Genomic DNA, 24,955 nt, shown 5'->3' with positions numbered 1-24,955 from the left:
TTTGCGGCTTATCTATGACGCCTTATCTTTGTGTTAACGGCGGCATTCAGGAAATCTATAGAGCCGGAACCGGCGGTCTTGCTTAATCGGCCTGGAACAATTGCTCCAGCTGCGTCACTGCCTCCCTATAACCGGCGCGTTCCGCCATTCCCTGCTGCAGGAAAGCTTCGATTTCCGGGTACAGCGCAATCGCCTTGTCCAGCTGCAAGTCATGCCCCGCGGCATAGGCGCCGACGCTGATCAGGTCGCGGTTGCGCTGGTAGCGCGACAGCATCTGCTTGAAGCGCCGCACCGCATCGAACTGGGCCGGCTCGATCAGCGAAGTCATGGCGCGGCTGATCGACGCTTCGATGTCGATCGCCGGGTAATGACCGGATTCGGCCAGGCTGCGCGACAGCACCACGTGGCCGTCGAGGATCGCGCGCGCGGCGTCGGCAATCGGGTCTTGCTGGTCGTCGCCCTCGGTCAGCACGGTATAAAAAGCGGTAATCGCGCCGCCCTTGCCGTTGGCGTCGCGGGCGCCGTTGCCGGCGCGTTCCACCAGCGCCGGCAGCTTGGCGAACACGGATGGCGGATAACCTTTGGTGGCGGGCGGTTCGCCCACCGCCAGCGCAATTTCACGCTGCGCCATGGCGTAACGCGTGAGCGAATCCATGATCAGCAAGACATCCTTGCCCTGGTCGCGGAAATATTCGGCCAGCGAAGTGGCGTAGGCCGCGCCCTGGAGGCGCAGCAGCGGCGAGGTATCGGCCGGGGCGGCGACCACGATCGCGCGCGCCAGGCCTTCCTCGCCCAGGGTGTTTTCGATGAAATCCTTGACCTCGCGGCCGCGTTCGCCGATCAAGCCGACGATGATCACTTCTGCGCTGGTATAGCGCGCCATCATGCCAAGCAGCACGCTTTTGCCGACGCCGGAACCGGCGAACAGGCCCATGCGCTGGCCGCGGCCTACCGTGAGCAGGGCGTTGATGGCGCGCACGCCGACGTCCAGCACGCTGTCGATAGGCGCGCGCGCCAGCGGATTGATGGGCGCCGCCGAGAGCGGCACTTCGCGGCTGAAATCGAGGGGGCCGAGACCGTCCAGCGGCCGGCCGGCGGCGTCCACCACCCGCCCCAGCATGCCCGCTCCGGCCGGCAGGCGCTTGCTGCCGGGTTCGGCTGGCGGATTGCCGTTGTTATTCGCAACTGCAACGGCTTCCAGCGGATAGACCCGCGCCCCCGGCAGCAATCCTGCGACTTCGGTTTGCGGCATCAGGAACAGGCGGTCGCCGGCGAAGCCGACTACTTCGGCCTCGGTGGTGCGTTGCGCATAGCCGGGCGGCAGTTCTATCAGGCAGTCGCTGCCTACCGGCAAGCGCAAGCCGACCGCTTCCAGCACCAGGCCAACGGCCCGGGTCAGGCGGCCGTAGGTGCGGATCGGGATGCTGCGGCCGACGCTGGTGCTGGCGTTGCCGAGCGTATTGCGCCAGGCTTGCAGGTGGCGGTTGTTTGCGGCCGGCTCGGCGCCGGCCTGGCTGCGGTTGTCGCTCATGGCATGGCCTGGCTGCGGCCAAGCGCCGCCGCGACGCGCTGCCAGCGGGTTTCCATGGTGGCGTCCAGTTCGCCGCTGCTGGCTTGCACCCGGCAGCCGCCGCGCGTGATGGCGGGGTCGCTGCGCAGCAGCCAGCCGGCGGCTTGCAGGTCTTCCGCCAGGTACTGCTGCACCAGCGCCATGTCGTCGGCATGCAGCAGCAGGCGCGGCGTGCCGCTCAGCGCCGGCTCGGTCTGCAGCAGTTCGCGCACCGCGGCCAGGATCAGCTGCGGTTCCACGGCCAGGGCCTGGCGCACCACCTGGCGCGCAATGTCCAGCGCCAGCGTCAGCAGGTCGTCGGCCAGTTCTTTTTCCGCCAGGCGCAGGGCGTCAGGCAAGGCCAGGCTTAGCGCACGCAGGCTGCCGGCTTCGGTTTGCGCCATCTCCAGGCCGGCTTGATAACCTTCCTGCCAGCCTTCGGCATGGCCTTGGCGAAAGCCTTCGCCGGCGCCGTCTTCTTGCGCCTGCTGGCGCAGCCGCTGCAGTTCGGTTTCGTCGATCAGCAGCTTCGGTTCCAGCTCCGCCAGCGCCGGTCCGGCCGCAAGCGGCGCCGGCGCTTCTGCGTCGCCTGCCGTTTGCTGCGCATCTGCTTGCAGCACGTCCGCCATTTCCCAGCGCTGCCAGGCGCTCATCTGCGGTTTCAGCTTGCGCTGGGGCGACAACCGTTCGCGCGCTTGGATTGGATCAGACATAGGCGTCGTTGCCTTGGCCGCCGATCACGATTTCGCCGGAATCCGCCAGGCGCCTGACGATCTGCAGGATGTTTTTCTGCTCGCTCTCGACCTGCGAAACCCGCACCGGGCCGCGCACTTCCAGGTCTTCGCGCAGCATTTCGGCCGCACGCTGCGACATGTTGCGCAGGAATTTCTCGCGCAGTTCCGGCGCCGCGCCCTTGAGCGCGATGATGAGGGATTCCGATTCCACTTCCTTGAGCAACAGCTGGATGCCGCGGTCTTCGATTTCCAGCAGGTTTTCGAACAGGAACATCTCGTCGATGATCCGTTGCGCCAGGTCGCCGTCGTGCTCGCGCACATGCTGGATCACGCTTTCTTCCTGGGTGCTGCTCATCAGGTTGAGGATTTCCGCCGCGGCCCTGACGCCGCCCAGGCGGCTGCGCTTGACGCCCTGGCCGGACAGCAGGCCGGACAGCACATCGGTCAGTTCGCTGAGCGCCGCCGGCTGCACGCCGCCGAAGGTGGCGACGCGCAGGATCACGTCGTGCCGCAGGCGTTCGGTAAACAGCTCCAGCACTTCGGACGCCTTGCTGCGGTCCAGGTGCACCAGCAGGGTGGCGATGATCTGCGGATGCTCGTCGCGGATCAGCTCGGCCACTTCGTTGGCTTCCAGCCAGTTCAGGGTGTCGATGCCGTTGGTGGAGTTGTTGCCGGACTCGAGAATGTCTTCGATCAGGCTGGCGGCGCGGTCGCTACCCAGCGCCTTGTTGAGGACGGCCCGTATGTAGCCGCTGGAATCCAGGTTGAGCGCGGAGAACTGCTCCGTTTCAAGCCGGAACTCTTCCATGACTTCGGCAATCTGTTCGCGCGTCACCTGGCGCAGCTTGGACATCGCCATGCCCAGCTTCTGCACGTCCTGCGGGTTCAGGTGCTGGAACACGGCGGCAGCGCCGTCTTCGCCCAGCGACATCAGCAGGATGGCGCTCTTTCTGATTCCGTCGTCACTCATTGTTGCCCATCCAGTTCTTGATTACCATGGCGACCAGGCGCGGATCTTTCTCGGCCAGGCTCTGTGCGTGCTGCAGGTTGTCCTGATGGCGGTCGGCCTGGCGTTGCTTGGCCTCGTCGTTCAGCTTGACCTGCTCGGGAGTCGGCTCGGCGGCGGCTTTGGCGGTTGTGCCGGCGGCGGCAGCTGCGGCTCGCGGTCCTTGCAGGTGCTTGCGCAGCAGCGGCCGCACCAGGCCAAACCAGAGCCACAGGGCGGCGATGGCCAGCAGCAGGTACTTGCCGACGCTCTTGGCCAGTTCGATATTGTCGGCCTGGCGCCACACAGGCAATTCCGGCTCCGGCGCCTCGCCGGCAAACTGGCTGTTCACCACATTCAGCGAATCGCCGCGGTCGGCGCTATAGCCCATCGCTTGCTTGACCAGGTTTTTCACCTGTTCCATTTCGGCCGCCGGCAGCGCCTGCGCGGCTACCTTGCCCTGGGCATTGGCCGTACCGCGGTAGTTCACCACCACCGCGACCGACAAGCGCTTGACTGCGCCGGCGCTTTGCTGCACATGGCTGATCGAGCGGTCCACCTCATAGTTGGTGGTGACGTCGCGCCGTACGCTGCTGGAGCCGCCGCTGCGCGCCGTGTTGCTGGCGGTGTTGGTGCCGGCTCCTGCTCCAGCGGCGGGATTTGCCTGCGCGCCGGCTGCTCCTTGCTGGTTCGCCGGGGCAGTGCTGATTGGCGCGGTCGGATTGACCGGCGGCTGGTTCGACAAAGCGCCCGGCACGCCGCCCGGCGGGCTCGCGCCCTGCTGGTTGGCGTCGCTCGATTGCTGGCTGCGGATGGCGGCCTTGGCCGGATCCTGGTTAGGGCTGTATTTTTCGTCGGTATGTTCGACCGTCGAAAAATCGATGTCGGCCGCTACCTGGGCGCGCACATTGCTGGCGCCGACGATCGGCTGCAGGATGGCTTCGATGCGGCGGATATAGCTCTGCTCGATTTCCTGCGCGTATTTAAGCTGGCTCGCATCCAGGCCGCGGTTGCCGGCCGCCGGCGTCGACAGCAGGTTGCCGCTCTGGTCGACTATCGTCACATTCTTGGCGCTCAGTTCCGGCACGCTGCTCGACACCAGGTGGGCGATGGCGCTGACCTGGCCGTCATCGATAGAGCGTCCGCGATGCAAGGTGAGCACCACCGAGGCACTCGGTTTCTGCTGGTCGCGCACAAACAGCGACGGCTTGGGCAAGGCCAGGTGGACCCTGGCCGCCTCTACCGCCGAAATCGATTCGATCGAACGCGCCAGCTCGCCTTCCAGGGCGCGCTGGTAATTGACCTGTTCGGCAAACTGGCTGACGCCGAATTTCTGGTTGTCCATCAGTTCAAAGCCGACCGAACCGCCCTTGGGCAAACCTTGCGACGCCAGCCGCAGGCGCGCTTCATGCACCTGGTCGGCGGCAACCAGCACCGCGCCGCCGCCGTCGGCGAACTTGTAGGGAATGTTCATCTGCTGCAGCGAGGCGATGATGGCGCCGCCGTCGCGGTCCGACAGGTTGCTGTAGAGGACGCGGTAGTCGGGCGCCCGGCTCCACAGCCAGAATGCTGCAATGGCGGCCAGGGCAAACGAGGCGCCGATGATCAGCGGCAGCTTTGGATTGGCGCGCAGCTGCTCCAGCAGCGGCGGCTTCCTGTCGCCGGCGAGGTTGGCGCCGCTTGCGGCAGCATTCATGCTGCCACCCCGGATGACGACGGACTATGGCCGCGGTTGGTGTTCGCTATGCGCTTCTGTGTATCTGACACAAGCTTTCCTTTGAATGGGGTAACAGATGTCAACAAAGGTAAACCGGGCCAAGCCGGGGCAGCCTGTGTCGACGCTAATGATTGTCAACGGCTGGCCGTTATTTCGATCGCTCGAATAGCCGGGGTTTTCCCCATCATTTGACGCTATGTAAAAAAATCATTGCTGTTACGCTGGCTGGCAGCAGTGAAACGTTATCGCCCGGGCCGGGCAGCGCATGGGCCGGGTTCCAGGGCGATGGCGAGAATTCAAAACAGGAAAGAGGTGGAACATGGCGATTTCGGCAATCGAATCGGTATTACAGCAATTAACGGCGACAGCGCAAATCGCCGGCAGCGGCGCAGCAGCATCCGGCAACGGCATTGCCGGCGGCGGTTTTGCCGACGAGATGAAAAAATCGCTGGAGCGCATCAGCAATAGCCAGCAGCATGCGGCCGGCCAGGCTGAAGCATTCGAGCTGGGCAAGCCAGGCGTGTCGCTGAACGACGTGATGATTGATTTGCAAAAGGCCAACGTCGGTTTCCAGATGGGGCTGCAAGTGCGTAACCGCGTGGTTGCCGCTTATCAGGAAATCATGAATATGCCAGCTTGAAGGTAAGTTTTGGAACATGCGTGTTTAGAGCAGGGCACTAGTTATCTGTTGCAGGATGCGGCCGATATCGAAAGTATCTTGCGCGAGCTGGAGCGTCAGAACAGTACCATGACCATGCGGCTGCTGGGCGGCGGCGAAAGCGTCGCCACGCGTCTGGTGGCGGTAGCGCTGGCGCACGACATTTTCATCCATGCAGGCGACGCCGACGGCAACGGTGCGCATTACCTGCCGGGCGACCTGCTGTGTTTTGACGGCGCGCTGGACGGCGCCGGGGTGCGTTTCGTGAGCAGCGTCGCGCGCAACAGCGTGAGCCCCTGGCCGACGGCGCTGGCGGCAGCGCTGCCGACCTGCATTGCGTATTTTCCGCACCAGAAATTCATCCGCATCGGCATGCAGCCGGTGGAAGCTTGCGTAGTACGCGCCAAACGGCGCGACGGCAATGATTTTGTGCTCGACGTCCACGACCTGAGCGCGCGCGGCATCGGCTTGCGTTCAGCCTATGTCGCGCTGCAGGCGCTGCCGGTGGGCACGGTGTTGCCGGCGGCGGTGCTGGATTTCCGTTCTTCGGGACGGCTGCTGGTGGATTTGCGGGTAGTGTTCAGCCGCAGCGTGCACGGGCCGGATGGCGTCATCAACCATTTCGGCTGCTATTACGTTGACCTCGACCAGGCCAGGCAGAGCCTGGGCGGGCTGCTAGGCGCCTAGGGCCTTTATTTTGCGGCAGGCCCTAAATGTTTTCCAGGCAAGTGCCGATAACCTGAATAACGGTGGCTTGCTTATCCCGGTTGTTGTCTGGCCGGGAGCGAGTCCAGCGTTACGGCGGCTTAGCCGGAACCCATAAACTTTAGCAACAGGAGTCATGCCATGTCTGTCATCAATACCAATATTCTTTCGCTGGTAGCTCAAAACAACCTCACCAAATCGGCATCTTCGCTGAGCTCGGCCATCCAGCGCCTGTCGTCCGGCATGCGCATCAACAGCGCCAAGGACGACGCTGCCGGCCAAGCCATTGCGAACCGCTTCACAGCCAACATCACCGGCCTGACACAAGCATCGCGCAACGCCAACGACGGCATCTCGCTGGCGCAAACCACTGAAGGCGCGCTGACTGAAGTCAACAACAACCTGCAGCGTATCCGTGAACTGTCGGTGCAAGCCGCCAGCGGCACGAACTCTTCCAGCGACCTGCAATCGATCCAGGATGAAGTCACCCAGCGCCTGAAAGAAATCGACCGCATCTCTTCGCAAACCGACTTCAACGGCGTCAAGGTCCTCGCAGCCAACCAGACCCTGAACATCCAGGTCGGCGCCAACGATGGCCAGACCATCGGCATCGATTTGCAAAAGATCGATTCGACAGCGCTGAAGCTGAATACGCTGAACCTGGCTGGCCCTTCCGGCGCGACAGCTGCCCTGACGCCTACCGGCAAAGACAACACCGGCGCTTCGGTTGCCGTCGTCGCCGGCGGCTTCACTGCCGTCAACCGCGATGCTGCTGCCGCCTTCACCGCGACAGTCGCTGACCTGGTGACAGATGCACGTGGCAATACTTACGTCAAGAACGGCGCCAACTTCTACGCCGCTACCGTGACTGTTGCTGATGCGACTCAAGGCGCAACCGCAGCGACACCGACAGCCACCGTGACTTACGACTCGTCGAAATCGCTGACAGCCGCCAGCGGCAGCCCGCTGACAGCAATGGACAGCGCCTTGTCGCAAGTTGACAGCCTGCGCAGCTCGCTGGGCGCCGTGCAAAACCGTTTTGCCTCGACTATCGCTAACCTGGGCACGACAGTCACCAACCTGTCTTCCTCGCGTTCCGGCATCCAGGATGCAGACTATGCGACTGAAGTGTCGAACATGACACGTTCGCAGATCCTGCAACAGGCAGGCACTTCGGTGCTGGCGAAAGCGAACCAGTCGACACAAAGCGTTTTGACATTGCTGCAATAAGCCATGAGCCGGTTCCGCAGACGCCTGCTTGAGGCGTCTGCGGGATTTGCCGATCCGGGGGGCGGCCGCTGTTGCGGCCGCCCACGGTTCCATGATGTTTTGTCCAGTCGGGTTTGGCGCGCCAGACCCGAGTGGACAGGGTACAGCCGAAAGAAGACGTGAGGACGTGATGCCGAATGCGATCAATATGGATGCTGCAAGCAGGACCGCGCCAGCCGAGGGCACGCCCGCCGTTGCGAATGACAGGGTTGCCAAGGATGCCGGCGCGCTTGCGCAGAAGCCGCAGGAAAGCGGCGACGGCAAGTTTGCCGGCGTGCCCGAGCGCTCGCAGATCCAGAGCAAGATCGACGACATCAATCGCCAGCTGCAGCTGAGGGCGGTCAGCGTGCAGTTCCAGATCGATCCTGGCTACAAGGACGTGATCCTGAAAGTGGTAGACCAGCAGGACGGCAAGGTGGTCTTGCAGATCCCCAGCGAAGAAGTAGTGCGGATCGCCAAGGTCATGGACCAGATGAAGGGTGTATTGCTGGAAAAGACCGCATAGCAGCTGCAGGCAGTCCGGCCGACCGAAAACGATATTCAATGCAAAGGAATTGACATGACTTTAGTGACCAACCTGGGAGCCGCATCCGGACTGCCGCTGGCAACTCTGCTGAGCAGCATTACGGTCTCCGAAAACATGCCGCTCACCGCCATGAGCAACCAGCAAAGCGCGTACAACGCCAAGCTGTCGGCATACGGCGTCATACAGAACGCCTTGAGCACATTGCAGGCGGCCGCAGCGCAGCTGGGCAATCCCACGCTGTTCCAGAATGTGACGGCGACCTCGAGCGCCACCTCGGTGCTGAGCGCAACCGCGACTGCCACCGCCGGCGCAGGGAATTACGCAATCAACGTCGGCCAGCTGGCGCAAGCGCAGTCGCTGGCGACCGGCGGCGTCGCCAGCACTACCGCGGCCATCGGCAGCGGCACGGTCACCCTGCAGTTCGGCAGCATCTCGGGCGGCACGCTGGATCCGGCGTCCGGCAAATACAGCGGCGCCACGTTTACCGCGGACAGCACGCGCGCCGCGGCGTCGATCACTATCGATTCCAGCAACAACACGCTGGCTGGCATCCGCGACGCGATCAATAAAAACAAGGCCCTTGGCGTCACGGCCACCATCGTCAACGACGGCAGCAACACACCGAACCGCCTGGTCCTGACATCCACCCAGACCGGCGCGGCGTCTACCATGAAGATCAGCGTGAGCGGCGACGCGGCGCTGTCGAACCTGCTGTCCAACGATCCTGCCGGCACGCAGAACCTGCAGCAGACCGTGGAAGGCAAGAATGCGCAGCTGACGGTCAACGGCATCGCCATCACCAGCGCCAGCAACACCGTCAAGGAAGCGGTGCAGGGCGTGACCATGACGCTGACCGGCACCGGCCCCAGCACATTGTCGTTGCAGAGCAATACGGCCGCCGTGCAAGCCGCGATTTCGAATTTTGTCACTACCTATAACAGCCTGCAGACCCTCACCAAGCAATACACCGCATTCGACACGACGGCGCAGACGCAGGCGCCGCTGACCGGCGATGCGACCTTGCGCAATATCCAGACCCGCATCCGCGACACCATGAACACGCCGCAACCCGCGAGCGGCAGCGGCGCACCCTTGACCATGCTGGCCCAGATCGGCGTGACGTTCCAGGCCGACGGCACCATGGCGATCGATTCGACCAAGCTGACCAGCGCGCTCAGCACCAACCTGAGCGGCGTGCAAAACCTGTTCTCCAGCACCTCCGGCACCACCGGCTTCGGTTCAACCATGTCGACCTTGCTGACCGGTTTCACGGCCAGCAACGGGCCGCTGAAATCGGCCACCGACGGCTTGAACAGTTCCTTGAAAACGCTGGCGACGCAGATGACCAGCACCCAGTCGCTGATCAGCACGACGATTGCGCGCTATACCAAGCAATTTACCGATCTTGATACGCTGATCGCCGGCATGAACCAGACCAGCAGCTACCTGACCCAGCAATTTGCCGCCATCAACGGCACGACTACTTCCAAATAAGGCGAGGTTTCATGTATACATCTTCAGCCGCCGCGCCGACACTTAATTCCGGCGCGCGCGCCTATGCCCGGGTCGGCATCGAGAGCGCGGTCATGAGCGCTTCACCGCAGCAGCTGCTGAGCATGCTGTTCGACGGCGCCAAAGCTGCCATCAGCATGGCGCGCCACCATATGGCGAACGGCGATGTGGTCGCCAAAGGCAACGCCATTTCAAAGGCGGTCAGCATCATCGACAGCGGCCTCAAGGCCAGCCTGGACGCCGAGGCCGGCGGCAGCGCCGGCGCCGAACTTGCGGCAAACCTGTCGGCCCTCTACGACTACATCAACCAGCGCCTGCTGTACGCCAACCTGCGCAACGATCCCGCCTTGCTGGAGGAGGCTGACCGGCTGCTGGAAAACATCGCTTCCGCCTGGCGCGAAATCAGCGGCGGCCAGATGCATGCGGCGTCTCCCGGTCCGGTTGCCGGCGACCGCTCCGCAAGGGGATGAGATGACGCCTCAACACGAAGTGATGGAGTGCTACGAAAAGATCGCGCCGCTGACCGGCCGCATGCTGGAGCTGGCGCGCGCCGGCGACTGGGATGGCCTGGTGCAGCTGGGGCAGCAGTTCCGCTCTTATGTCGAACGCTTGAAAGGCATCGAGCTGGCCGAACCCCTGGAGCCGCTGCAGCTGGCGCGCAAGCAAAGCCTGCTGAGCCGGATCCTGGCTGCCGACGCCGAAATCCGCGATATTGTGACGCCTGAGCTGGCGCAGCTGAGCAGCATGCTGGGCAACATGCATCGGCAGCAGCATCTCAACCATGCATACGGCCAGTAAGCCTGGGCGAGCATCATGAGCGGCGGCACGCCCCTGGTCGACAAGCTGCTGGCGCCGGCGGCGCTGCAGCGTTCGGACCTGGTGCCGTTGAAAGGCCAGCTGGCCATCTATGCGCCGGACGTGATCACCGACATCGAGGCGATTGCCAACGATACCCGGCTGCCGTCGCGTGCGGCGATCGACCGCCAGCTGGGGATCGATCCGGCCCAGCCGGCGCAGGCGGGCAACCTGCGGCCGGCGCCAGGCGTTGCCGACGGCGCCAGCCTGAGTGCGGCAGCGCGCGTCATCAGCGAGCTGCTGGGCGCGGCGCCGGCCAAGGGACAGGCGGTAAGCGGCAGCGCAGCCCTATGGCCGGACGCCGCCGCGGCGCCGCAACCGCAGCACCTGGCGGCGACCCTGGCGCGCAGCGTTGCCGACAGCGGCCTGTTTTACGAATCCCACCTGTTACAGTTTTTCACCGGCGAACGCTCGCTGGCCCAGTTGCAGCAAGAGCCGCAGTCCGGGCTGGCCCTGTCGTTGGCGACGACCGATGCAGAAGCTGCCCCGGCGCATGTTCCCGCCGCGAGCCATGCCGCCGCCAGCATCGCTACTGAAGCGATGCCGCTGGTGCGCCAGCAGCTCGAGCTGCTGGCGCTGTCGCAATTCCGCTGGAGCGGAGAAGCCTGGCCGGATGCCGGCATGGAATGGGAAATTACAGAGCAGGGGCGGCGCCAGCCCGACGACGACACGCCGCGCAGCTGGAGCACCTGCCTGAGCATGACCTTGCCCCGGCTTGGCCGCATCGAGTTGCGCCTGAGCCTGGCGCACCACAGCTGGCGCGCCGAGCTGGGCGCGGCCGAGGCGGCCACGATCACATCCATGCAGGGCGGCGGCCCTCGATTGCTGCAGCGGTTTTCGACCGCCGGCTTGCATCTGGGCGGCTTGCAAGTGGTGCAATTGCCACAAGCGGCGCCAGATGATGAATTGGATACAAAAAATGACAACAAAGATAAATAATTATATTAGAGTAATGTTTTTTATCGGCAGCACACGTCCGGCTGGCATGGAATCGGCAGATAGCAATGGCCGAGGGGCGGGCAACAGTGGAAACTGAGGACGCATTTCGGAAAAGCGTGGTAGCGTTATCACCTGCGCGCCACGACCAGGCGCCCCTGGTGGTGGCGAAAGGTTACGGCGCGGTGGCCGACGCCATCATGCAAAAGGCGCGCGAACACGGCTTGTATGTGCACGCGTCGCCCGACCTGGTGAAGCTGCTGATGCATGTCGACCTGGACCAGCAGGTTCCGCCGCAGCTGTATGTGGCGGTGGCCGAGTTGCTGGCCTGGGTGTATAGCTTGGAAAATGGGCAGGAGCCGCCGCTGCCTGCTTGAATACCGCGATAGTGCATGCAGATATTGATTATTTAATATCGCTCATCTGCACCGGAGCAAAATGTGTGCGTATTGTTGATATAGTTGCGCTCCCGTATTGTGCGGACCTGGCCGCAGATCGATAATGCACAGTCATCGGTTGTGAAATGAGATTGTTCAAAGAGTCATGGAAATGAAAGTTGCATCACCGATTCGGGTATTGATCGCTGATGATCATCGCATTGTCAGGCGCGGGCTACTGCATATCCTGAACGCCAGCCCAGGCATCACCGTGATCGGCGAGGCCAGCGACTACAACGGCATTACCGACATCCTGAGAGAGCAGCCGTGCGATGTCCTGCTGCTGGATATCTCGATGCCGGGCAAGGACGGCATTGAAATCCTGCACCTGCTCAAGAAGCGCGAGCCGATGCTGCGCATCATGGTGCTGAGCAGCCATGGCCCGGAACAGTTTGCGGTGCGCGCCCTGAAAGCCGGCGCTGCTTCCTACCTGACCAAGGACGGCGCGCCGGATGAACTGGTGGAAGCGGTGCGGGTGGTGGCGCGCGGCCGCAAGTACATCAGCAAGGGCCTGGCGGAATCGCTGGCGAACCACGTCATCGAGGAAGACGACCTGATGCCGCACGAACAATTGTCCAACCGCGAATTCCAGACGGTGCGCATGATCGCCTCCGGCCAGACCCGCACCGAAATAGCCAAAAACCTCTCCATCAGCCCCAAGACCGTCAGCGTCTATCGTTCCCGCGTGTTCGAGAAAATGGGGGTGCGCACCAACGCTGAACTGACCCGCTACGTGATCGAGCACGGTTTGCTCGAATAGAGGGCTGTTTCAATCCCTTTTCGCTATATCGATAGCGCTTGCTCCTGTTTATATTGAATCACCCAAGTGCTGCGCGCGCCGGATTTCCTCTGTCCGGCGCGACAGGTGCATTTCAATTCTCAAGGATCAAGTTCATGACGCTTGCCGCTCAAACGCCGACGCAGATGCGCCGTTCAACCGTTCAACACGAGGTAGCCGGCCAGGAGTTCCTGACCTTTACCCTGGGCAAGGAAGAGTACGGCATCGATATCCTCAAGGTGCAGGAGCTGCGCGGTTACGACAATGTCACCCAGATCGCCAACGCGCCCGATTTCCTGAAAGGCGTGGTCAACCTGCGCGGCGTGATCACACCCATCATCGACATGCGCATCAAGTTCAACCTGGCGGCTTCCAGCTACGACCAGTTTACGGTGGTCGTGATCCTTCACCTCGGCGAGCGCACGGTAGGCATGGTGGTCGACGGCGTGTCCGATGTGATCACCCTGTCCAGCCAGCAGATCAAGCCGGCGCCGGAAATGGGCACGGTCCTCAATACCGATTACCTGATCGGCCTGGGCACGCTCGACGACCGCATGCTGATCTTGCTGGATATAGACAAGCTGATGTCCAGCGACGAGATCGGCCTGATCAACAAGCTGACGGCGTGACGGGCGGGAGCTAAAAAAGAGGAGGGGACATGAATTTCGCCAATACAAGAATAGGGGTCCGGCTGAGTATCGGATTTACCGCCATATTGCTGCTGGTAGTGGCAATCACAGGAATAGGCATCTGGCGCTTGCAGCAGACCGGCGCCGCGGTCGACGCCATGGTCTCGCAGTTCCTGGTGCGTGAACGGCTGGCGGCGGAATGGCAGGATGCGGTGGCGGTCAACGCGGTGCGCACGATGGCGGTGGTGCGCAGCGACGACAGCAAGACCCAGAAGATTTTCCAGGCCGAAATGAGCGCGACATCCGAGCGCGCATCGGCGCTGCAGACCAAGCTGCATGGACTGTCCGACGACCAGGGCCGGCAAGCCCTGGGAGAAATCGCCGCGGCGCGCGCGGCCTATACGGAAATGCGCGACACCGTGCTGACCACGCGCCAGTACGGCAGCGCTGAAAGCGCGGTGGCCATGATAGAGAAAGACCTGGATCCGGCGCGCAAGGAGTACCTGGAAAAGCTGCAGAAATTTGTCGGCGTCCAGCGCCAGGCAATCGATGAGGCGGCGCTGGATATTGCTGCCAACTATCGCGCCGGCCGCAACCTGCTGGTGACGTTCGGCGCCATCGCCATCTTCCTCGGCGCGGCGTTCGCATGGCGCCTGACCGCCGGCATCGTCAAGCCGCTGCATGCGGCTGTCGCGGTGGCGCAGCGGGTGGCGAAGGGCGACCTTGGCGCCAGCATCGAAGTCAAGGGCAAGGATGAAACCGGACAGCTGCTGCTGGGGATCAGGGAAATGATTTTTTCCTTGCGTGATACGGTCAGCCGGGTACGCAACGGAACCGAGAGCATTGTCACCGCTTCGCGCCAGATCGCGGCCGGCAACCAGGATTTGTCGAGCCGCACCGAAGAACAGGCCGCCAGCCTGGAACAGACCGCGGCGTCGATGGAGCAATTGACTTCGACCGTCAGGCAAAATGCCGACAACGCGCGGCAAGCCAACCAGCTGGCTGAAAACGCCGCGTCGGTGGCGCTGGGCGGCGGCCAGATGGTGTCCGAGGTGGTTGCCACCATGGCATTGATCAGGGACAGCTCGCACCAGATCAGCGACATCATCGGCGTCATCGACAGCATTGCTTTTCAGACAAATATCCTGGCGCTGAACGCGGCGGTGGAAGCGGCGCGGGCCGGCGACCAGGGACGGGGCTTTGCGGTGGTGGCGGCCGAAGTGCGCAACCTGGCGCAGCGTTCGGCGGTCGCGGCCAAGGATATCAAGGTCTTGATCGGCGCATCGGTCGACAAGGTGGATGCCGGCGGCAGGCAGGTCGACGCGGCAGGCGCCGCGATGAGCGAGATCGTCGCCTCGATACGGCGCGTGGTCGACATCATGGCTGAAATCGCCGCCGCCAGCGAGCAGCAGAGCAGCGGCATCGAGCAGGTCAACCAGGCGGTAGGGCAAATGGACCAGGCTACCCAGCAGAATGCGGCGCTGGTAGAGCAGGCCGCCGCTGCCGCGCACAGCTTGCAGGAACAGGCGGGAGAATTGCTGCAGGCGGTCAGCATCTTTCAACTGGCAGAGGACGCTGCCTATTCAGGCATGCCTGAACGACAAGATTCCGGACCGGCCGAGGCCGCTGCAGACATGCCAGAAGAACATCATGCCGGCAGCCGGCCTGTCCTGGTCAGCATAAATTGACAGGTGACGGGCTTGTACGATGCTGGATAATAGCGGATACGTTAAGTTGCGCCGGTGCTGACATCGTGGCTGCCGGCGGGCTTCACGTATTGTGGCGGTAATATCTGTCACAGTTTCCAATAGATTGTATGCCCATCGTAATGCAAAGATTTACCTCTGCCTGGCGTCGCCTGCTAGCCGCTTCAAAAACGGATGGCATTTTCTGCGGCTCGCGTTTCATGCGCCTCGTCTACGCAATCACCATCACAGCCATCCTGGTCATCGGCTACGTCTGGCTGTACGCCGGTTACCAGATAGGTTCCGACTACGAGCGAGACGTCAAGACCATCCAGCTCAGCCATACCATCGTGGTGCGCGATTTCACCCAGCGGCTGCTGCGTTCCATCGACGAACGCGATCGCCTGCTGCGGCTGGTGCGTGACGATTTCCAGATGGCGGATGGAAAAATAGACCTGCTGCGCTATACGAAGATATTCGGCAGCCTGTATACCCAGCTGAACATCGTCGACCAGGGCGGCCGCCTGCTGGCCTCGACCAAGCCTGGCGCCGCCGCCGACTGGAGCGGCAACGAACTGTATGTCGCGCAGCGCGATCACCTGGATGACGCCTTGCGTTTTGCCCGCCCGCGCAAGCTGCCCGGCAGCGGCCAATGGGTGATGCATGTGGCGCGCCGCATTTTTTCTGCGCGCGGCGATTTCGCCGGCATCGTCGAGCTGGAGTTTGCGGTGGACCGCCTGCCGGCCCTGTATGCCAGCCTGGACCGGATCCGCGCCGGCGAGCGGCAAGTGGTCGGCAGCGACGGCATTGCCGCCGACGGACCGCCGGCCAATGAAAGGATGATCCTGCGCCGCATCGATGAAACGGTGATGGAGCTGGACGATAGCGAGCTGAGCAAGAGCCAGCCTTTCGCCGACCAGAAAGCGCCGGCCGACCAGCATTCGTGGGTGTCGCGCAAGCTGGAGCCTTATCCGCTGCTGCTGTCGGTGAAGCTGCCCGACCCGGAACCGTTGCCGGGACAGGAAAGCCCCAAGCTGATGGGCTATGTGATGTACGCCTGCGTGCCGACCGCGCTGATCCTGCTGCTGATGAGCCTGGCCTACCGCACCATCAAGCGGCAATATGAAGTGGTGCGCAAATACGACGTCATGCGCCGGCGCGCGAGCGACGCCAACAAGCGGAAATCCCGTTTCCTGGCGACGGTGGTGCATGAACTGCGCACGCCCCTGAGCGGCGTCCACGGCTATTCCGAGCTGGTGCGCGACACCAGCAGCGATCCGCAGAGCCGCGAGTTCGGCGACCTGATCCATCAAAGCGCGATCTACCTGCACGGCTTGCTGAACACCCTGTTCGACCTGGCGCGCATCGAAGCCGGCAGGGTGGTGATATTCCACGAGAATATCGATACGCTCAGCTATTTCGAGTACGTCGGGTCGATGCATAAAATCAACGCCGACAAGAAGGGCTTGAGTTTCCAGATGCGGCTGGCGCCGGATTTGCCGGGCAATTTCCTGTGCGACCGCGTCAGGCTGTCGCAGATACTGAACAACATGCTCGACAACGCCGTCAAATTCACCGTCACCGGCGGCGTCACGATGGAAGTGACCACGTTCAGGGACAAGCTCAAGATCCGGGTGCTCGATACCGGCCCCGGCATCGCCAAAGCCGAGCTGAAACATCTGTTCGAATACTTCTACCAGGCGGAATCGGTGCGCGCCGGCCGCAGCCGCGGGCTGGGCCTGGGCTTGTCGCTGGCCAAGGAGTTTACCGACCTGATACGCGGCAGCATCCGCATCGACTCCGAAGTGGGGATCGGCACCGTCGTCAATCTCAGCATTCCGCTGAATGCGCGCTGAACCCGTCCTCTCCGCGGCGGATCGCGGGTTTGCTACACTGGATGCCGGCGATGCTGTTACGGCTCCCGGGGCTGGCATTGCAGCCGGCTTGCTGCGCCCCGTGGCCATCGCCAAAACAGGATATCTTCTCCTTTCCTAGGAGGTGGCGATGCGTTCCGCTTTAATTCTCGTGGTCGAAGATCATCCTATCAACCGTCGCATGCTGCAGGCGCAGCTGGCGGCCGAAGGCTGGCAGAGCGAACTGGTCGCCACCGGCGCCGAGGCCTTGCTATGGCTGACGCATACCAGGCCGGCGGCGGTCATCACCGACTACGTGCTGGAAGACATGACCGGAGTCGAGCTGCTGCACCGGGTCAGGCGCTGGGAAGCCGACACGTCGGCCTTGCCGGCGATCCCGATGATCCTGTACAGCGGCATGTCGCTCGACTACCTGCAGCGTGAATCAAGGGGGCTGGATTGCACCGCCATCCTGACCAAGCCCATCAGCCGCGCACAGCTGCGGCAAACGCTGGCGCCGATCGTGCCGCAGAAACCTGCCGCCGTAACGCCTGCTGCGCCCGACGACTTGCTGGCCGACCTGCTGCAGTTCGGTTACCTGCAGCTGGCCGGGCTCAAGCTCAGCATAAAAAACCGGCGCTGGGCGGAGACCGCGAGCATCGCCCATGGCTTGCGCGGCGCGGCGGCGGTATTGCAGCAAAAAGAAATTTCGCAATCCGCAGCGGAAATCGAGAACCAATCGCGCAATAACCCGTCAGAGGCTATGGAAGTCGTCTACGACCGTCTGCAAAATGCGCTGGACCGGCTTGCTTTGCAGCTCAAGGCAAGCCACTCAATGCCCTGACAAAACCGTTATACGCCCTCTGTTTTCACCACTCTCCCTGGCAGCCGCGCAATGCGGTGCCGACGTAGGAACAATGCCTACATCGACTCAGCCAAATATTTCATCCATATCGAGAACCTTACCGACTTATTTCTTTTTTGAAACATTTCATAATTGCTTTGAAGCAGCGCAAAAAGACAAAAACTAAAAGATTGCTCACCAAGTGCCGTAAACATTCATAAGTAGTTTCAGTCTGGGGGAAAGCATGGACAGTAATGGATTTGTAAACGAGATAAGCGAAGTGAATCTTTCTTATCTGCTGCTGGCACAACGTCTGTTGCGGGAGGATAAAGCGACAGCCATGTTTCGTATGGGATTGAGCCGGGAACTGGCCGAGCTGCTCGGCAACCTCTCTTTGTCGCAGGTGGTGAAGCTGGCCGCGTCCAGCCTCCTGTTGTGCCGTTTCCGGTTCGACGACCACGCGATTCTTTCATCTTTGACGCATACCGACAAAGACCATGCCTTGCAACAGGCGCACGCTTCCATCCTGCTGGCAGGACAACCGCTGGAAGGCATCCGATGAAGCTGCCGAATTCATGTTCCGCCATGGCGTTGACTGTCGAGGCCGGCAACCATGGCTACTAACAAAAGCGTGATCCTGGAAGCCCAGGAAATCCAGCTCGCGATCGACCTGATCAAGCTCGGCGCGCGCCTGCAGTTCCTGGAAGCCGAAACCTCCTTGAGCCGCGACCGCCTGATCAAGCTGTACAAGGAAATCAAAGGCATTTCGCCGCCCAAGGGATTGCTGCCGTTTTCCACCGACTGGTTCATGACCTGGCTATCGAATATCCATTCGTCGATGTTCTACAACATTTACCGTTTCATGGTGGCGCATGGCGACGGCCAGCAGATCGTTGCGGTGGTCAAGAGCTACCGGCTCTACCTGGAGCAGGTCGAGCGGCAAGGCGGCAAGCCGGTGCTGGATTTCACGCGGGCCTGGACGCTGACCCGTTTCTTCGACAGCGGCATGCTGCAGCTCAGCACCTGCAGCCGCTGCAACGGCCGCTTCGTCGCCCATGCCCATGACTTGCAGAACGGTTTCGTCTGCGTCCTGTGCCGGCCGCCGTCGCGCGCCGGCAAGACGCGCAAGCTGGAATCCCCGGCCTTGCCCGGAGCAGATCTTGTTCCGGCGCATGGGTATATGCCGCTTCCGGTGCGGCAGGTTGCCGGCCTTGCTAACGGCGGGCTGGCCTGAGCCTGGTGGCGACAGTGGCGGCTGCGGCTGCATAAGGTTTATTTCAAGGGGAATCAAAAGTGCTAGTTTTTGTTGGCTATATCGTTGTCATAGCTTCTGTGTTTGGCGGTTATGCCATGATGGGCGGCCACCTCGGCGTGTTGTTCCAGCCGATCGAACTGCTGATGATCGGCGGCGCCGGAGTCGGCGCCTTCGTGGTCGGCAACGATGGCAAGGCCATCATGGCCACCGTCAGGGAGCTGCCGAAACTGCTGCGCAGTTCCAAGCACGACAAGGCCCTGTACATGGAGCTGATGGCCTTGCTCTACGTGTTGCTGGCGAAAGCGCGCAAGGACGGCATGCTGGCGCTGGAAGCGGATATCGACGACCCTTTGAACAGCCCCGTCTTCGCCCCGTATCCGCTGGTGCAGCACGATCCGCGCGTGATCGAATTCCTTACCGACTACCTGCGGCTGATCGTCAGCGGCAACATGGACGCGTTTGAAATCGAATCGCTGATGGACCACGAGATAGAAACCTACAAGCACGAGGCCGAGGTGCCGGCGCACAGCCTGGCCAAGGTCGGCGACGCCTTGCCGGCGTTCGGCATCGTGGCGGCGGTGATGGGCGTGGTGCATGCGCTGGCATCGGCCAACCTGCCGCCGTCGGAAATGGGCGAGCTGATTGCACATGCGATGGTGGGCACTTTCCTGGGGATCTTGCTGGCTTATGGATTCGTGTCGCCGCTGGCGACCCTGATCGAACACCAGGTTGCGGAATCGGTGAAAGTGTACCAGTGCATCAAGGTCACTTTGCTGGCTAACCTGAACGGCTATGCGCCGCAGCTGGCGGTGGAATTCGGCCGCAAGGTGCTGTACTCGACCGAACGCCCATCGTTCACGGAGCTGGATGACCATGTGCGCCAAGTCAAAAGCCGCTAGCGCCTGCCGGCCCGGTGCGGAGGCCGCATGAGCAAGCTCAAGCAGCGCATTGTCGTCAAGCGGATAAGCGCCGCCAAGCACCAGGCGCATGGCGGCAGCTGGAAGATCGCCTACGCCGATTTCATGACGGCGATGATGGCTTTTTTCCTGGTGATGTGGCTGCTGTCGATTTCTTCTCCCAAGCAAAGGGAGGGGATCGCCGAGTATTTCAAGATGCCGCTCAAGGTCGCCATCAGCGGCGGTGAAAAAAGCAGCACCAGCAGCAGCGTGATTCCCGGCGGCGGCACCGATTTTACCCAGGTCGACGGCGACGACAAGCGCAGCAACCCGGATAGCGCCGATGCCGACCGGCTGAAGCAGCTGAAGAAGCGGCTGGAGCAGGTGATCGATGCGAATCCGGTGCTCAAGCAGTTCCGGCCGCAGCTGCTGATCGACATCACCAGCGAAGGATTGCGGATCCAGATCGTCGATAACCGCAACCGGCCGATGTTCGATCTTTCCAGCGCCAAGGTGCAGCCGTACATGAGCACCATCCTGCACGAGATCGGGCCGGTGCTCAATGAATTGCCGAACAAGATCACCCTGGCGGGACACACCGATGCAACGCCTTATGTGCCTGGTTCGAAGTCTTACAGCAACTGGGAGCTGTCGGCCGACAGGGCGAATGCATCGCGGCGCGAACTGGTCAGCGGCGGCATGACGGAACAAAAGGTGCTGCGCGTGATGGGCGTGGCGTCGACCATGGATTTGAACAAGGCCGACCCGCTCGATCCGATCAACCGCCGCATCAGCATCGTGGTGCTGAACCGGCGCGCGCAGGCGCAGATCGAACAGGAAAACAGCAGCGGCAGCAGCGCCGGCCTCAAGCTCGACGGCCAGAAGGACAGCGCCGGCCAGCTGCGGGACAGCGTGCCCAAGCCTGCTGCCGCGGCCCAGCCATGACACAGGAAGCATATGACGACTAGGACAATACTGGTGGTGGACGACTCGGCGGTCATGCGCAAGCTGATTGCAGCAGCCTTGGCCGAGGGCGACTACCAGGTCCTGCTGGCGGCTGACGGCACGGCTGCGATGCTGCATGCCCGAACGGCAGCGGTCGACCTGGTGCTGACTGACTGGAACATGCCGGCGATGGGCGGCCACCAGCTGATTCGCGCATTGCGGCAGCTGGAAAACCATGCCGAGACGCCGATCCTGGTGCTGACCACCGAAGCCAGCGATGCCGAAAAATCCGATGCGCGCGCGGCGGGCGCCAGCGGCTGGCTGAGAAAGCCGATAGAACCTGCAACCTTGCTCGAAGTGGTCGCCAGCATGCTGGCCGAATAGCGATAAGCCGGACAATCAAAGAACGCAGTAAGGAGATCACAAACGATATGGATATCACCGAGTTTTACCAGACCTTCTTTGAAGAAGCGGATGAACTGCTGGCCGAAATGGAACAGTTGCTGCTGGGGCTCGACATGGACGCGCCCGACAGCGAGCACCTGAACGCCATATTCCGCGCCGCGCATTCGATCAAGGGCGGCGCAGCTACCTTCGGGTTTGTCGCGCTGACCGACACCACGCATCTCTTGGAAAATTTACTGGACCGTGCCCGTCATCAGGAAATACGACTGCGCAAGGAAATGATCGATGCCTTTTTGGAAACCAAAGACGTGCTACAAGAACAGATAAGTGCTTACCGGGCCGGCGCCGAGCCCGATCCCGACATGGTCGCGCGGATTTGCGCGGTGCTGCAACAGCTGGCGCAGGAGGAAAGCGCCGGCGCCAAGCCTGCGGCGCCGGCGCCAGTGGCGGTGGCGGCGTCAGTGCCGGCGCCGGCTGCCGCTGCTGCCGGCAACGCGCAGCTGCGCGTACGTTTTTCCAGGATATCCGAGAGCGACCGCAAGCTGCTGAGCGCGGAGCTGGAAAACCTGGGAACCGTGGCAGCGCAGACGCAAAGCGAGGACAGCCTGACCCTGTGGCTGGAAACCAGCTGCGAGGCGGACGACATCATCGCCGTGTGCTGTTTCATCATCGATATCGACCAGATCGACATCACGCAGGAAGCGGCGACGCCAGCGCTGCCGGCAGCCGAACCGCTTCCGGTTGAACTGCCAGAACCAACGCCGGCGAAGGTGATTGCCATCACGGCAGCCACGACGCCGCCGAAGGCTGCCGCCGCTGCAACCGCTGCTACCGCTGCTGCAGCGCCTGCAGCCGCCAAGGAATCCAGCTCGATCCGCGTCGACGTGGAAAAGGTCGACCAGATCATCAACCTGGTGGGAGAACTGGTGATCACCCAGTCGATGCTGGCGCAGACCGCGGCGACGCTGGATCCGGTGCTGCATGAGCGCCTGCTGAACGGCATGGGGCAGCTCGAACGCAACGCGCGCGACCTGCAGGAATCGGTCATGTCGATCCGCATGATGCAGATGGATTACGTATTCAGCCGTTTCCCGCGCCTGGTCAGGGACCTGACCGACAAGCTCGGCAAGCAGGTGCAGCTGGTGACTTTCGGCAAGGCCACGGAACTGGACAAGAGCCTGATCGAACGCATCATCGATCCCTTGACCCACCTGGTGCGCAACAGCCTGGACCACGGCATCGAACAGCCGGAACAGCGCATCGCCGCCGGCAAGGATCCGGTCGGCGAGCTGCTGTTGTCGGCCCAGCACCAGGGCGGCAATATCGTGATCGAAGTCAGCGACGACGGCGCCGGCCTGAACCGCGAAAAGATCCTGGCAAAGGCGATCCAGCAAGGGATGGCGATCAGCGACACCATCAGCGACGACGAAGTCTGGCAACTGATCTTTGCGCCGGGATTCTCCACCGCTGAAAAAATTACCGATGTCTCGGGACGCGGCGTCGGCATGGACGTGGTCAAGCGCAACATCCAGGAGATGGGCGGCCATGTCGAAATCGCATCGCGCCAAGGCAACGGCACCACTACCAAGATCGTATTGCCGCTGACGCTGGCGATCCTGGACGGCATGTCGGTCAAGGTCGGCAATGAAGTCTACATCCTGCCCTTGAATTACGTGATCGAATCCTTGCAGCCGCGCGCTGAAGACATCCATTCCGTGAGCAATGAAGAACAGGTGCTGCACGTGCGCGGCGAATATCTGCCGCTGACTGAATTGCATCGGGTATTCAGCGTCGCCGACGCCCGCACCGATCCGACCCAAGGCATCGTGGTGATCTTGCACGGCGAGGGGAAACGCTTCGCCTTGCTGGTGGACCAGCTGGTCGGGCAGCACCAGGTGGTGGTGAAGAACCTGGAAACCAATTACCGCAAGGTCCCGGGCATTTCCGCCGCCACCATCCTTGGCGACGGCAGCGTTGCCCTGATTGTCGATGTCGCAGCGCTGCAGCGCGCCGGCCGCGAGAAGGCGCCGTTGCTGGCAGCGGCCTGAGGCATGGCGCCGGCCGGCGCCTGGCAAGAAATTTTGAAAGGATAGAGAAAATAAAATGGTCAACGATCACAATAAAATTCTAGCAGGACAGGATGAGTCGGAAGGACAGAAATTCCTGGTGTTCACGCTTGGCAGCGAAGAGTATGGAATCGACATATTGAAAGTGCAGGAAATCCGCGACTACGAAGCCGTGACGCGGATTGCCCATGCGCCGGACTTCATCAAGGGCGTGACCAACCTGCGCGGCATCATCGTGCCTATCGTCGACCTGCGCATCAAGTTCCGCCTTGAAAACATCCAGTACAACCACCAGACCGTCGTGATCATCTTGAATATCGCCGAGCGTGTGGTCGGCATATTGGTGGACGGCGTATCCGATGTGCTGACGTTGAGCCGCGACGAAATCAAGCCGCCGCCTGAATTCGGGGCGGCGCTGTCGGCAGAGTATCTCAGCGGCCTGGGCACGGTGGAACAGCGCATGCTGATCCTGATCGATATAGAAAAACTCATGTGCAGCGCGGACATGGCTTTGTTTGACAACGCTGAACTTGCCTGAGGCAACGGCGAGATAGGCAAAGACAGGAAATCAAAGATGAAACTTCTAGATAGCCAATGGCAGAAACTGGAGCCTCTGTTGATCGGCAAGCAGGGCGATCCCGGCGCCAAAGGCCGAGACAACCGCTTGTTTATCGATGCCGTGCTTTGGATCATCAGCAGTAAATCCATCTGGCGCAGCCTGCCTGCCGAATTCGGCAAATGGAATACCACTTACATGCGCTTCCGGCGCTGGAACGAGTGCGACGTCTGGCGCCAGCTGGAGCAAGGCATGTACGACGATCCGCTGCTGAAATCGATGTTCCACGAGATCGTTGAATACGGCGACCGGCAGACCGGACGCATCAGGCAAAGGCTGGCGCGGCGCGCCAATAAAGTGGTTTATAACTCATCGCTGGGCAAGGTCGGCGGCGCCAGGAAAAATTCGCCGGGCGTGGATGAATCGACCTCGCACTGGGTCGGCCTGGTGATGCGAGGCTTGCCTGTTTGACCGACGCCGGAATGCGTTATTTTTTGAAATGAAAATGTAGAAAGACAGCTCCGACAAACTCGTGATTTGCCGTTCAAGAAAGCCAGGCGACGTCCGTTAATACAGTAAACGGATGGCCTGCCTGGCCAATGATTGAAGCAAATATTCTGAGGATGTCATGAACAAGGAACTGTCTGCCGGATATTCATTGTCGGTGATCGCCATGGCCGTGTCGGTCATGGTTTCAGGCTGCGGCGGGGGAGGCGGCGGCAGCGGCAACGCTAATCCGCCGGCGCCCGCGGTGCCGACCACCCCGCCTCCCGCAACTGACAACAACGGCAATGCGATCACGCCGCCGGTAGTGGCGCCGACGGCCATGCTGGACGTACTCGACCCCAGCAACGCCAAGGCCGCCCACGCACAAGGCATGACCGGCGCCGGCGTCGCGGTCGGCGTGGTCGATACCGATTTCGACGTCAGCGATCCCCAATTGGCCGGCCGCATCAGCAAGACCGTCTACAGCAGCGGCGGCGCCAACGGCAACATGCACGGCGCCGAAGTGGCGCAGGCCTTGGCCGGCAGCACCCTGGGGATCGCCCCCGGCGTATTCGTGCAGGCCGCCGCCGCCGGCACCACCGGCAACAGCCTGCTGCTCAGCAGCCAGATCTACCAGGACCTGTTCGCCAAGGGCGTGCGCATCTTCAACCAGT

General features: G+C 62.1%; 27 protein-coding genes. 23 read left to right on the top strand and 4 right to left on the bottom strand.

Annotated elements, in window-relative coordinates:
• Positions 1-82: 82 nt before the first annotated feature.
• Genes fliI through fliF form a run of 4 tightly spaced genes read right to left on the bottom strand, consistent with a single transcriptional unit; the run spans position 83 to position 4,964 of the window.
• Entirely contained in the window at positions 83-1,531 is a 1,449-nt protein-coding gene (fliI, locus tag BM062_RS16670; protein ID WP_092398854.1) for a flagellar protein export ATPase FliI, read from the bottom strand.
• Positions 1,528-2,262: a flagellar assembly protein FliH gene (fliH, locus tag BM062_RS16665; RefSeq protein WP_092398852.1), complete on the bottom strand. Its 735-nt coding sequence runs from the start codon at positions 2,260-2,262 to the stop codon at positions 1,528-1,530. Before fliH ends, fliI begins: the two co-directional genes overlap by 4 nt.
• On the bottom strand, positions 2,255-3,253 hold the full coding sequence (gene fliG / locus BM062_RS16660) for a flagellar motor switch protein FliG (protein WP_092398850.1): 999 nt from the start codon (positions 3,251-3,253) through the stop codon (positions 2,255-2,257). Before fliG ends, fliH begins: the two co-directional genes overlap by 8 nt.
• Positions 3,246-4,964: a flagellar basal-body MS-ring/collar protein FliF gene (gene fliF, locus BM062_RS16655; RefSeq protein ID WP_092398848.1), complete on the bottom strand. Its 1,719-nt coding sequence runs from the start codon at positions 4,962-4,964 to the stop codon at positions 3,246-3,248. Before fliF ends, fliG begins: the two co-directional genes overlap by 8 nt.
• A gap of 340 nt (positions 4,965-5,304) precedes the next feature.
• Here fliF and fliE point away from each other — a divergent pair, with 340 nt between their 5' ends.
• From fliE to BM062_RS16540, 23 genes are all read left to right on the top strand, one after another.
• The gene (gene fliE / locus BM062_RS16650; RefSeq protein WP_092398846.1) at positions 5,305-5,625 is read left to right on the top strand and encodes a flagellar hook-basal body complex protein FliE; all 321 of its coding nucleotides are present in this window, start codon (positions 5,305-5,307) and stop codon (positions 5,623-5,625) included.
• Between the two features lie 9 nt (positions 5,626-5,634).
• The gene (locus tag BM062_RS16645) at positions 5,635-6,330 is read left to right on the top strand and encodes a flagellar regulator YcgR PilZN domain-containing protein (RefSeq protein WP_092398844.1); all 696 of its coding nucleotides are present in this window, start codon (positions 5,635-5,637) and stop codon (positions 6,328-6,330) included.
• A gap of 159 nt (positions 6,331-6,489) precedes the next feature.
• A complete protein-coding gene (locus BM062_RS16640) occupies positions 6,490-7,578 on the top strand; it encodes a FliC/FljB family flagellin (RefSeq protein WP_092398842.1) in 1,089 nt (362 codons plus the stop codon).
• A gap of 187 nt (positions 7,579-7,765) precedes the next feature.
• Positions 7,766-8,122, top strand: a complete 357-nt coding sequence (locus tag BM062_RS16635; RefSeq protein WP_175501050.1) for a flagellar protein FlaG — start codon at positions 7,766-7,768, stop codon at positions 8,120-8,122.
• A gap of 54 nt (positions 8,123-8,176) precedes the next feature.
• Entirely contained in the window at positions 8,177-9,637 is a 1,461-nt protein-coding gene (fliD, locus tag BM062_RS16630; protein WP_092398838.1) for a flagellar filament capping protein FliD, read from the top strand.
• 11 nt (positions 9,638-9,648) lie between these two features.
• Complete coding sequence (gene fliS, locus BM062_RS16625) at positions 9,649-10,125, top strand: flagellar export chaperone FliS (RefSeq protein ID WP_092398836.1); 477 nt, start codon at positions 9,649-9,651, stop codon at positions 10,123-10,125.
• Position 10,126: 1 nt separating this feature from the next.
• Positions 10,127-10,453 (top strand): flagellar protein FliT, encoded by a 327-nt coding sequence (locus BM062_RS16620; RefSeq protein WP_175501049.1) that lies wholly within the window; start codon positions 10,127-10,129, stop codon positions 10,451-10,453.
• Positions 10,454-10,468: 15 nt separating this feature from the next.
• Positions 10,469-11,449, top strand: coding sequence for a flagellar hook-length control protein FliK (locus tag BM062_RS16615; RefSeq protein ID WP_092398832.1), 981 nt, complete (start codon positions 10,469-10,471; stop codon positions 11,447-11,449).
• A gap of 65 nt (positions 11,450-11,514) precedes the next feature.
• Positions 11,515-11,823: an EscU/YscU/HrcU family type III secretion system export apparatus switch protein gene (locus tag BM062_RS16610; protein ID WP_092398830.1), complete on the top strand. Its 309-nt coding sequence runs from the start codon at positions 11,515-11,517 to the stop codon at positions 11,821-11,823.
• A gap of 172 nt (positions 11,824-11,995) precedes the next feature.
• On the top strand, positions 11,996-12,643 hold the full coding sequence (locus tag BM062_RS16605; RefSeq protein ID WP_217647603.1) for a response regulator: 648 nt from the start codon (positions 11,996-11,998) through the stop codon (positions 12,641-12,643).
• Between the two features lie 164 nt (positions 12,644-12,807).
• The gene (locus BM062_RS16600; RefSeq protein WP_175501053.1) at positions 12,808-13,290 is read left to right on the top strand and encodes a chemotaxis protein CheW; all 483 of its coding nucleotides are present in this window, start codon (positions 12,808-12,810) and stop codon (positions 13,288-13,290) included.
• Positions 13,291-13,319: 29 nt separating this feature from the next.
• Positions 13,320-14,978: a methyl-accepting chemotaxis protein gene (locus BM062_RS16595; RefSeq protein ID WP_092398824.1), complete on the top strand. Its 1,659-nt coding sequence runs from the start codon at positions 13,320-13,322 to the stop codon at positions 14,976-14,978.
• A 218-nt stretch (positions 14,979-15,196) separates the two neighbouring features.
• Positions 15,197-16,831 (top strand): sensor histidine kinase, encoded by a 1,635-nt coding sequence (locus BM062_RS16590; RefSeq protein ID WP_175501048.1) that lies wholly within the window; start codon positions 15,197-15,199, stop codon positions 16,829-16,831.
• A 148-nt stretch (positions 16,832-16,979) separates the two neighbouring features.
• The gene (locus BM062_RS16585; RefSeq protein WP_092398820.1) at positions 16,980-17,672 is read left to right on the top strand and encodes an Hpt domain-containing response regulator; all 693 of its coding nucleotides are present in this window, start codon (positions 16,980-16,982) and stop codon (positions 17,670-17,672) included.
• A 244-nt stretch (positions 17,673-17,916) separates the two neighbouring features.
• Positions 17,917-18,234: a flagellar transcriptional regulator FlhD gene (gene flhD / locus BM062_RS16580; RefSeq protein ID WP_014004965.1), complete on the top strand. Its 318-nt coding sequence runs from the start codon at positions 17,917-17,919 to the stop codon at positions 18,232-18,234.
• Between the two features lie 51 nt (positions 18,235-18,285).
• Positions 18,286-18,906, top strand: a complete 621-nt coding sequence (flhC, locus tag BM062_RS16575; protein ID WP_092398818.1) for a flagellar transcriptional regulator FlhC — start codon at positions 18,286-18,288, stop codon at positions 18,904-18,906.
• A 59-nt stretch (positions 18,907-18,965) separates the two neighbouring features.
• Complete coding sequence (gene motA / locus BM062_RS16570; protein WP_092398816.1) at positions 18,966-19,826, top strand: flagellar motor stator protein MotA; 861 nt, start codon at positions 18,966-18,968, stop codon at positions 19,824-19,826.
• A 27-nt stretch (positions 19,827-19,853) separates the two neighbouring features.
• Complete coding sequence (gene motB, locus BM062_RS16565) at positions 19,854-20,768, top strand: flagellar motor protein MotB (protein ID WP_092398814.1); 915 nt, start codon at positions 19,854-19,856, stop codon at positions 20,766-20,768.
• Positions 20,769-20,780: 12 nt separating this feature from the next.
• Complete coding sequence (locus tag BM062_RS16560; RefSeq protein ID WP_092398812.1) at positions 20,781-21,152, top strand: response regulator; 372 nt, start codon at positions 20,781-20,783, stop codon at positions 21,150-21,152.
• A 47-nt stretch (positions 21,153-21,199) separates the two neighbouring features.
• A complete protein-coding gene (cheA, locus tag BM062_RS16555) occupies positions 21,200-23,221 on the top strand; it encodes a chemotaxis protein CheA (RefSeq protein WP_092398810.1) in 2,022 nt (673 codons plus the stop codon).
• Positions 23,222-23,276: 55 nt separating this feature from the next.
• Entirely contained in the window at positions 23,277-23,777 is a 501-nt protein-coding gene (locus BM062_RS16550) for a chemotaxis protein CheW (RefSeq protein ID WP_092398808.1), read from the top strand.
• Between the two features lie 36 nt (positions 23,778-23,813).
• Positions 23,814-24,266 (top strand): transposase, encoded by a 453-nt coding sequence (locus BM062_RS16545; protein WP_092398806.1) that lies wholly within the window; start codon positions 23,814-23,816, stop codon positions 24,264-24,266.
• A 157-nt stretch (positions 24,267-24,423) separates the two neighbouring features.
• Positions 24,424-24,955: S8 family serine peptidase (locus tag BM062_RS16540; protein ID WP_254785115.1), on the top strand; the 532-nt coding region annotated here is incomplete at its 3' end.

The sequence above is a fragment of the Collimonas sp. OK412 genome, assembly GCF_900112135.1.
In the GTDB taxonomy this organism is placed as follows: domain Bacteria; phylum Pseudomonadota; class Gammaproteobacteria; order Burkholderiales; family Burkholderiaceae_D; genus Collimonas; species Collimonas rhizosphaerae.
Note: the sequence above shows the minus strand (reverse complement) of the source record. Positions and strands in the feature narration are given on the sequence as shown.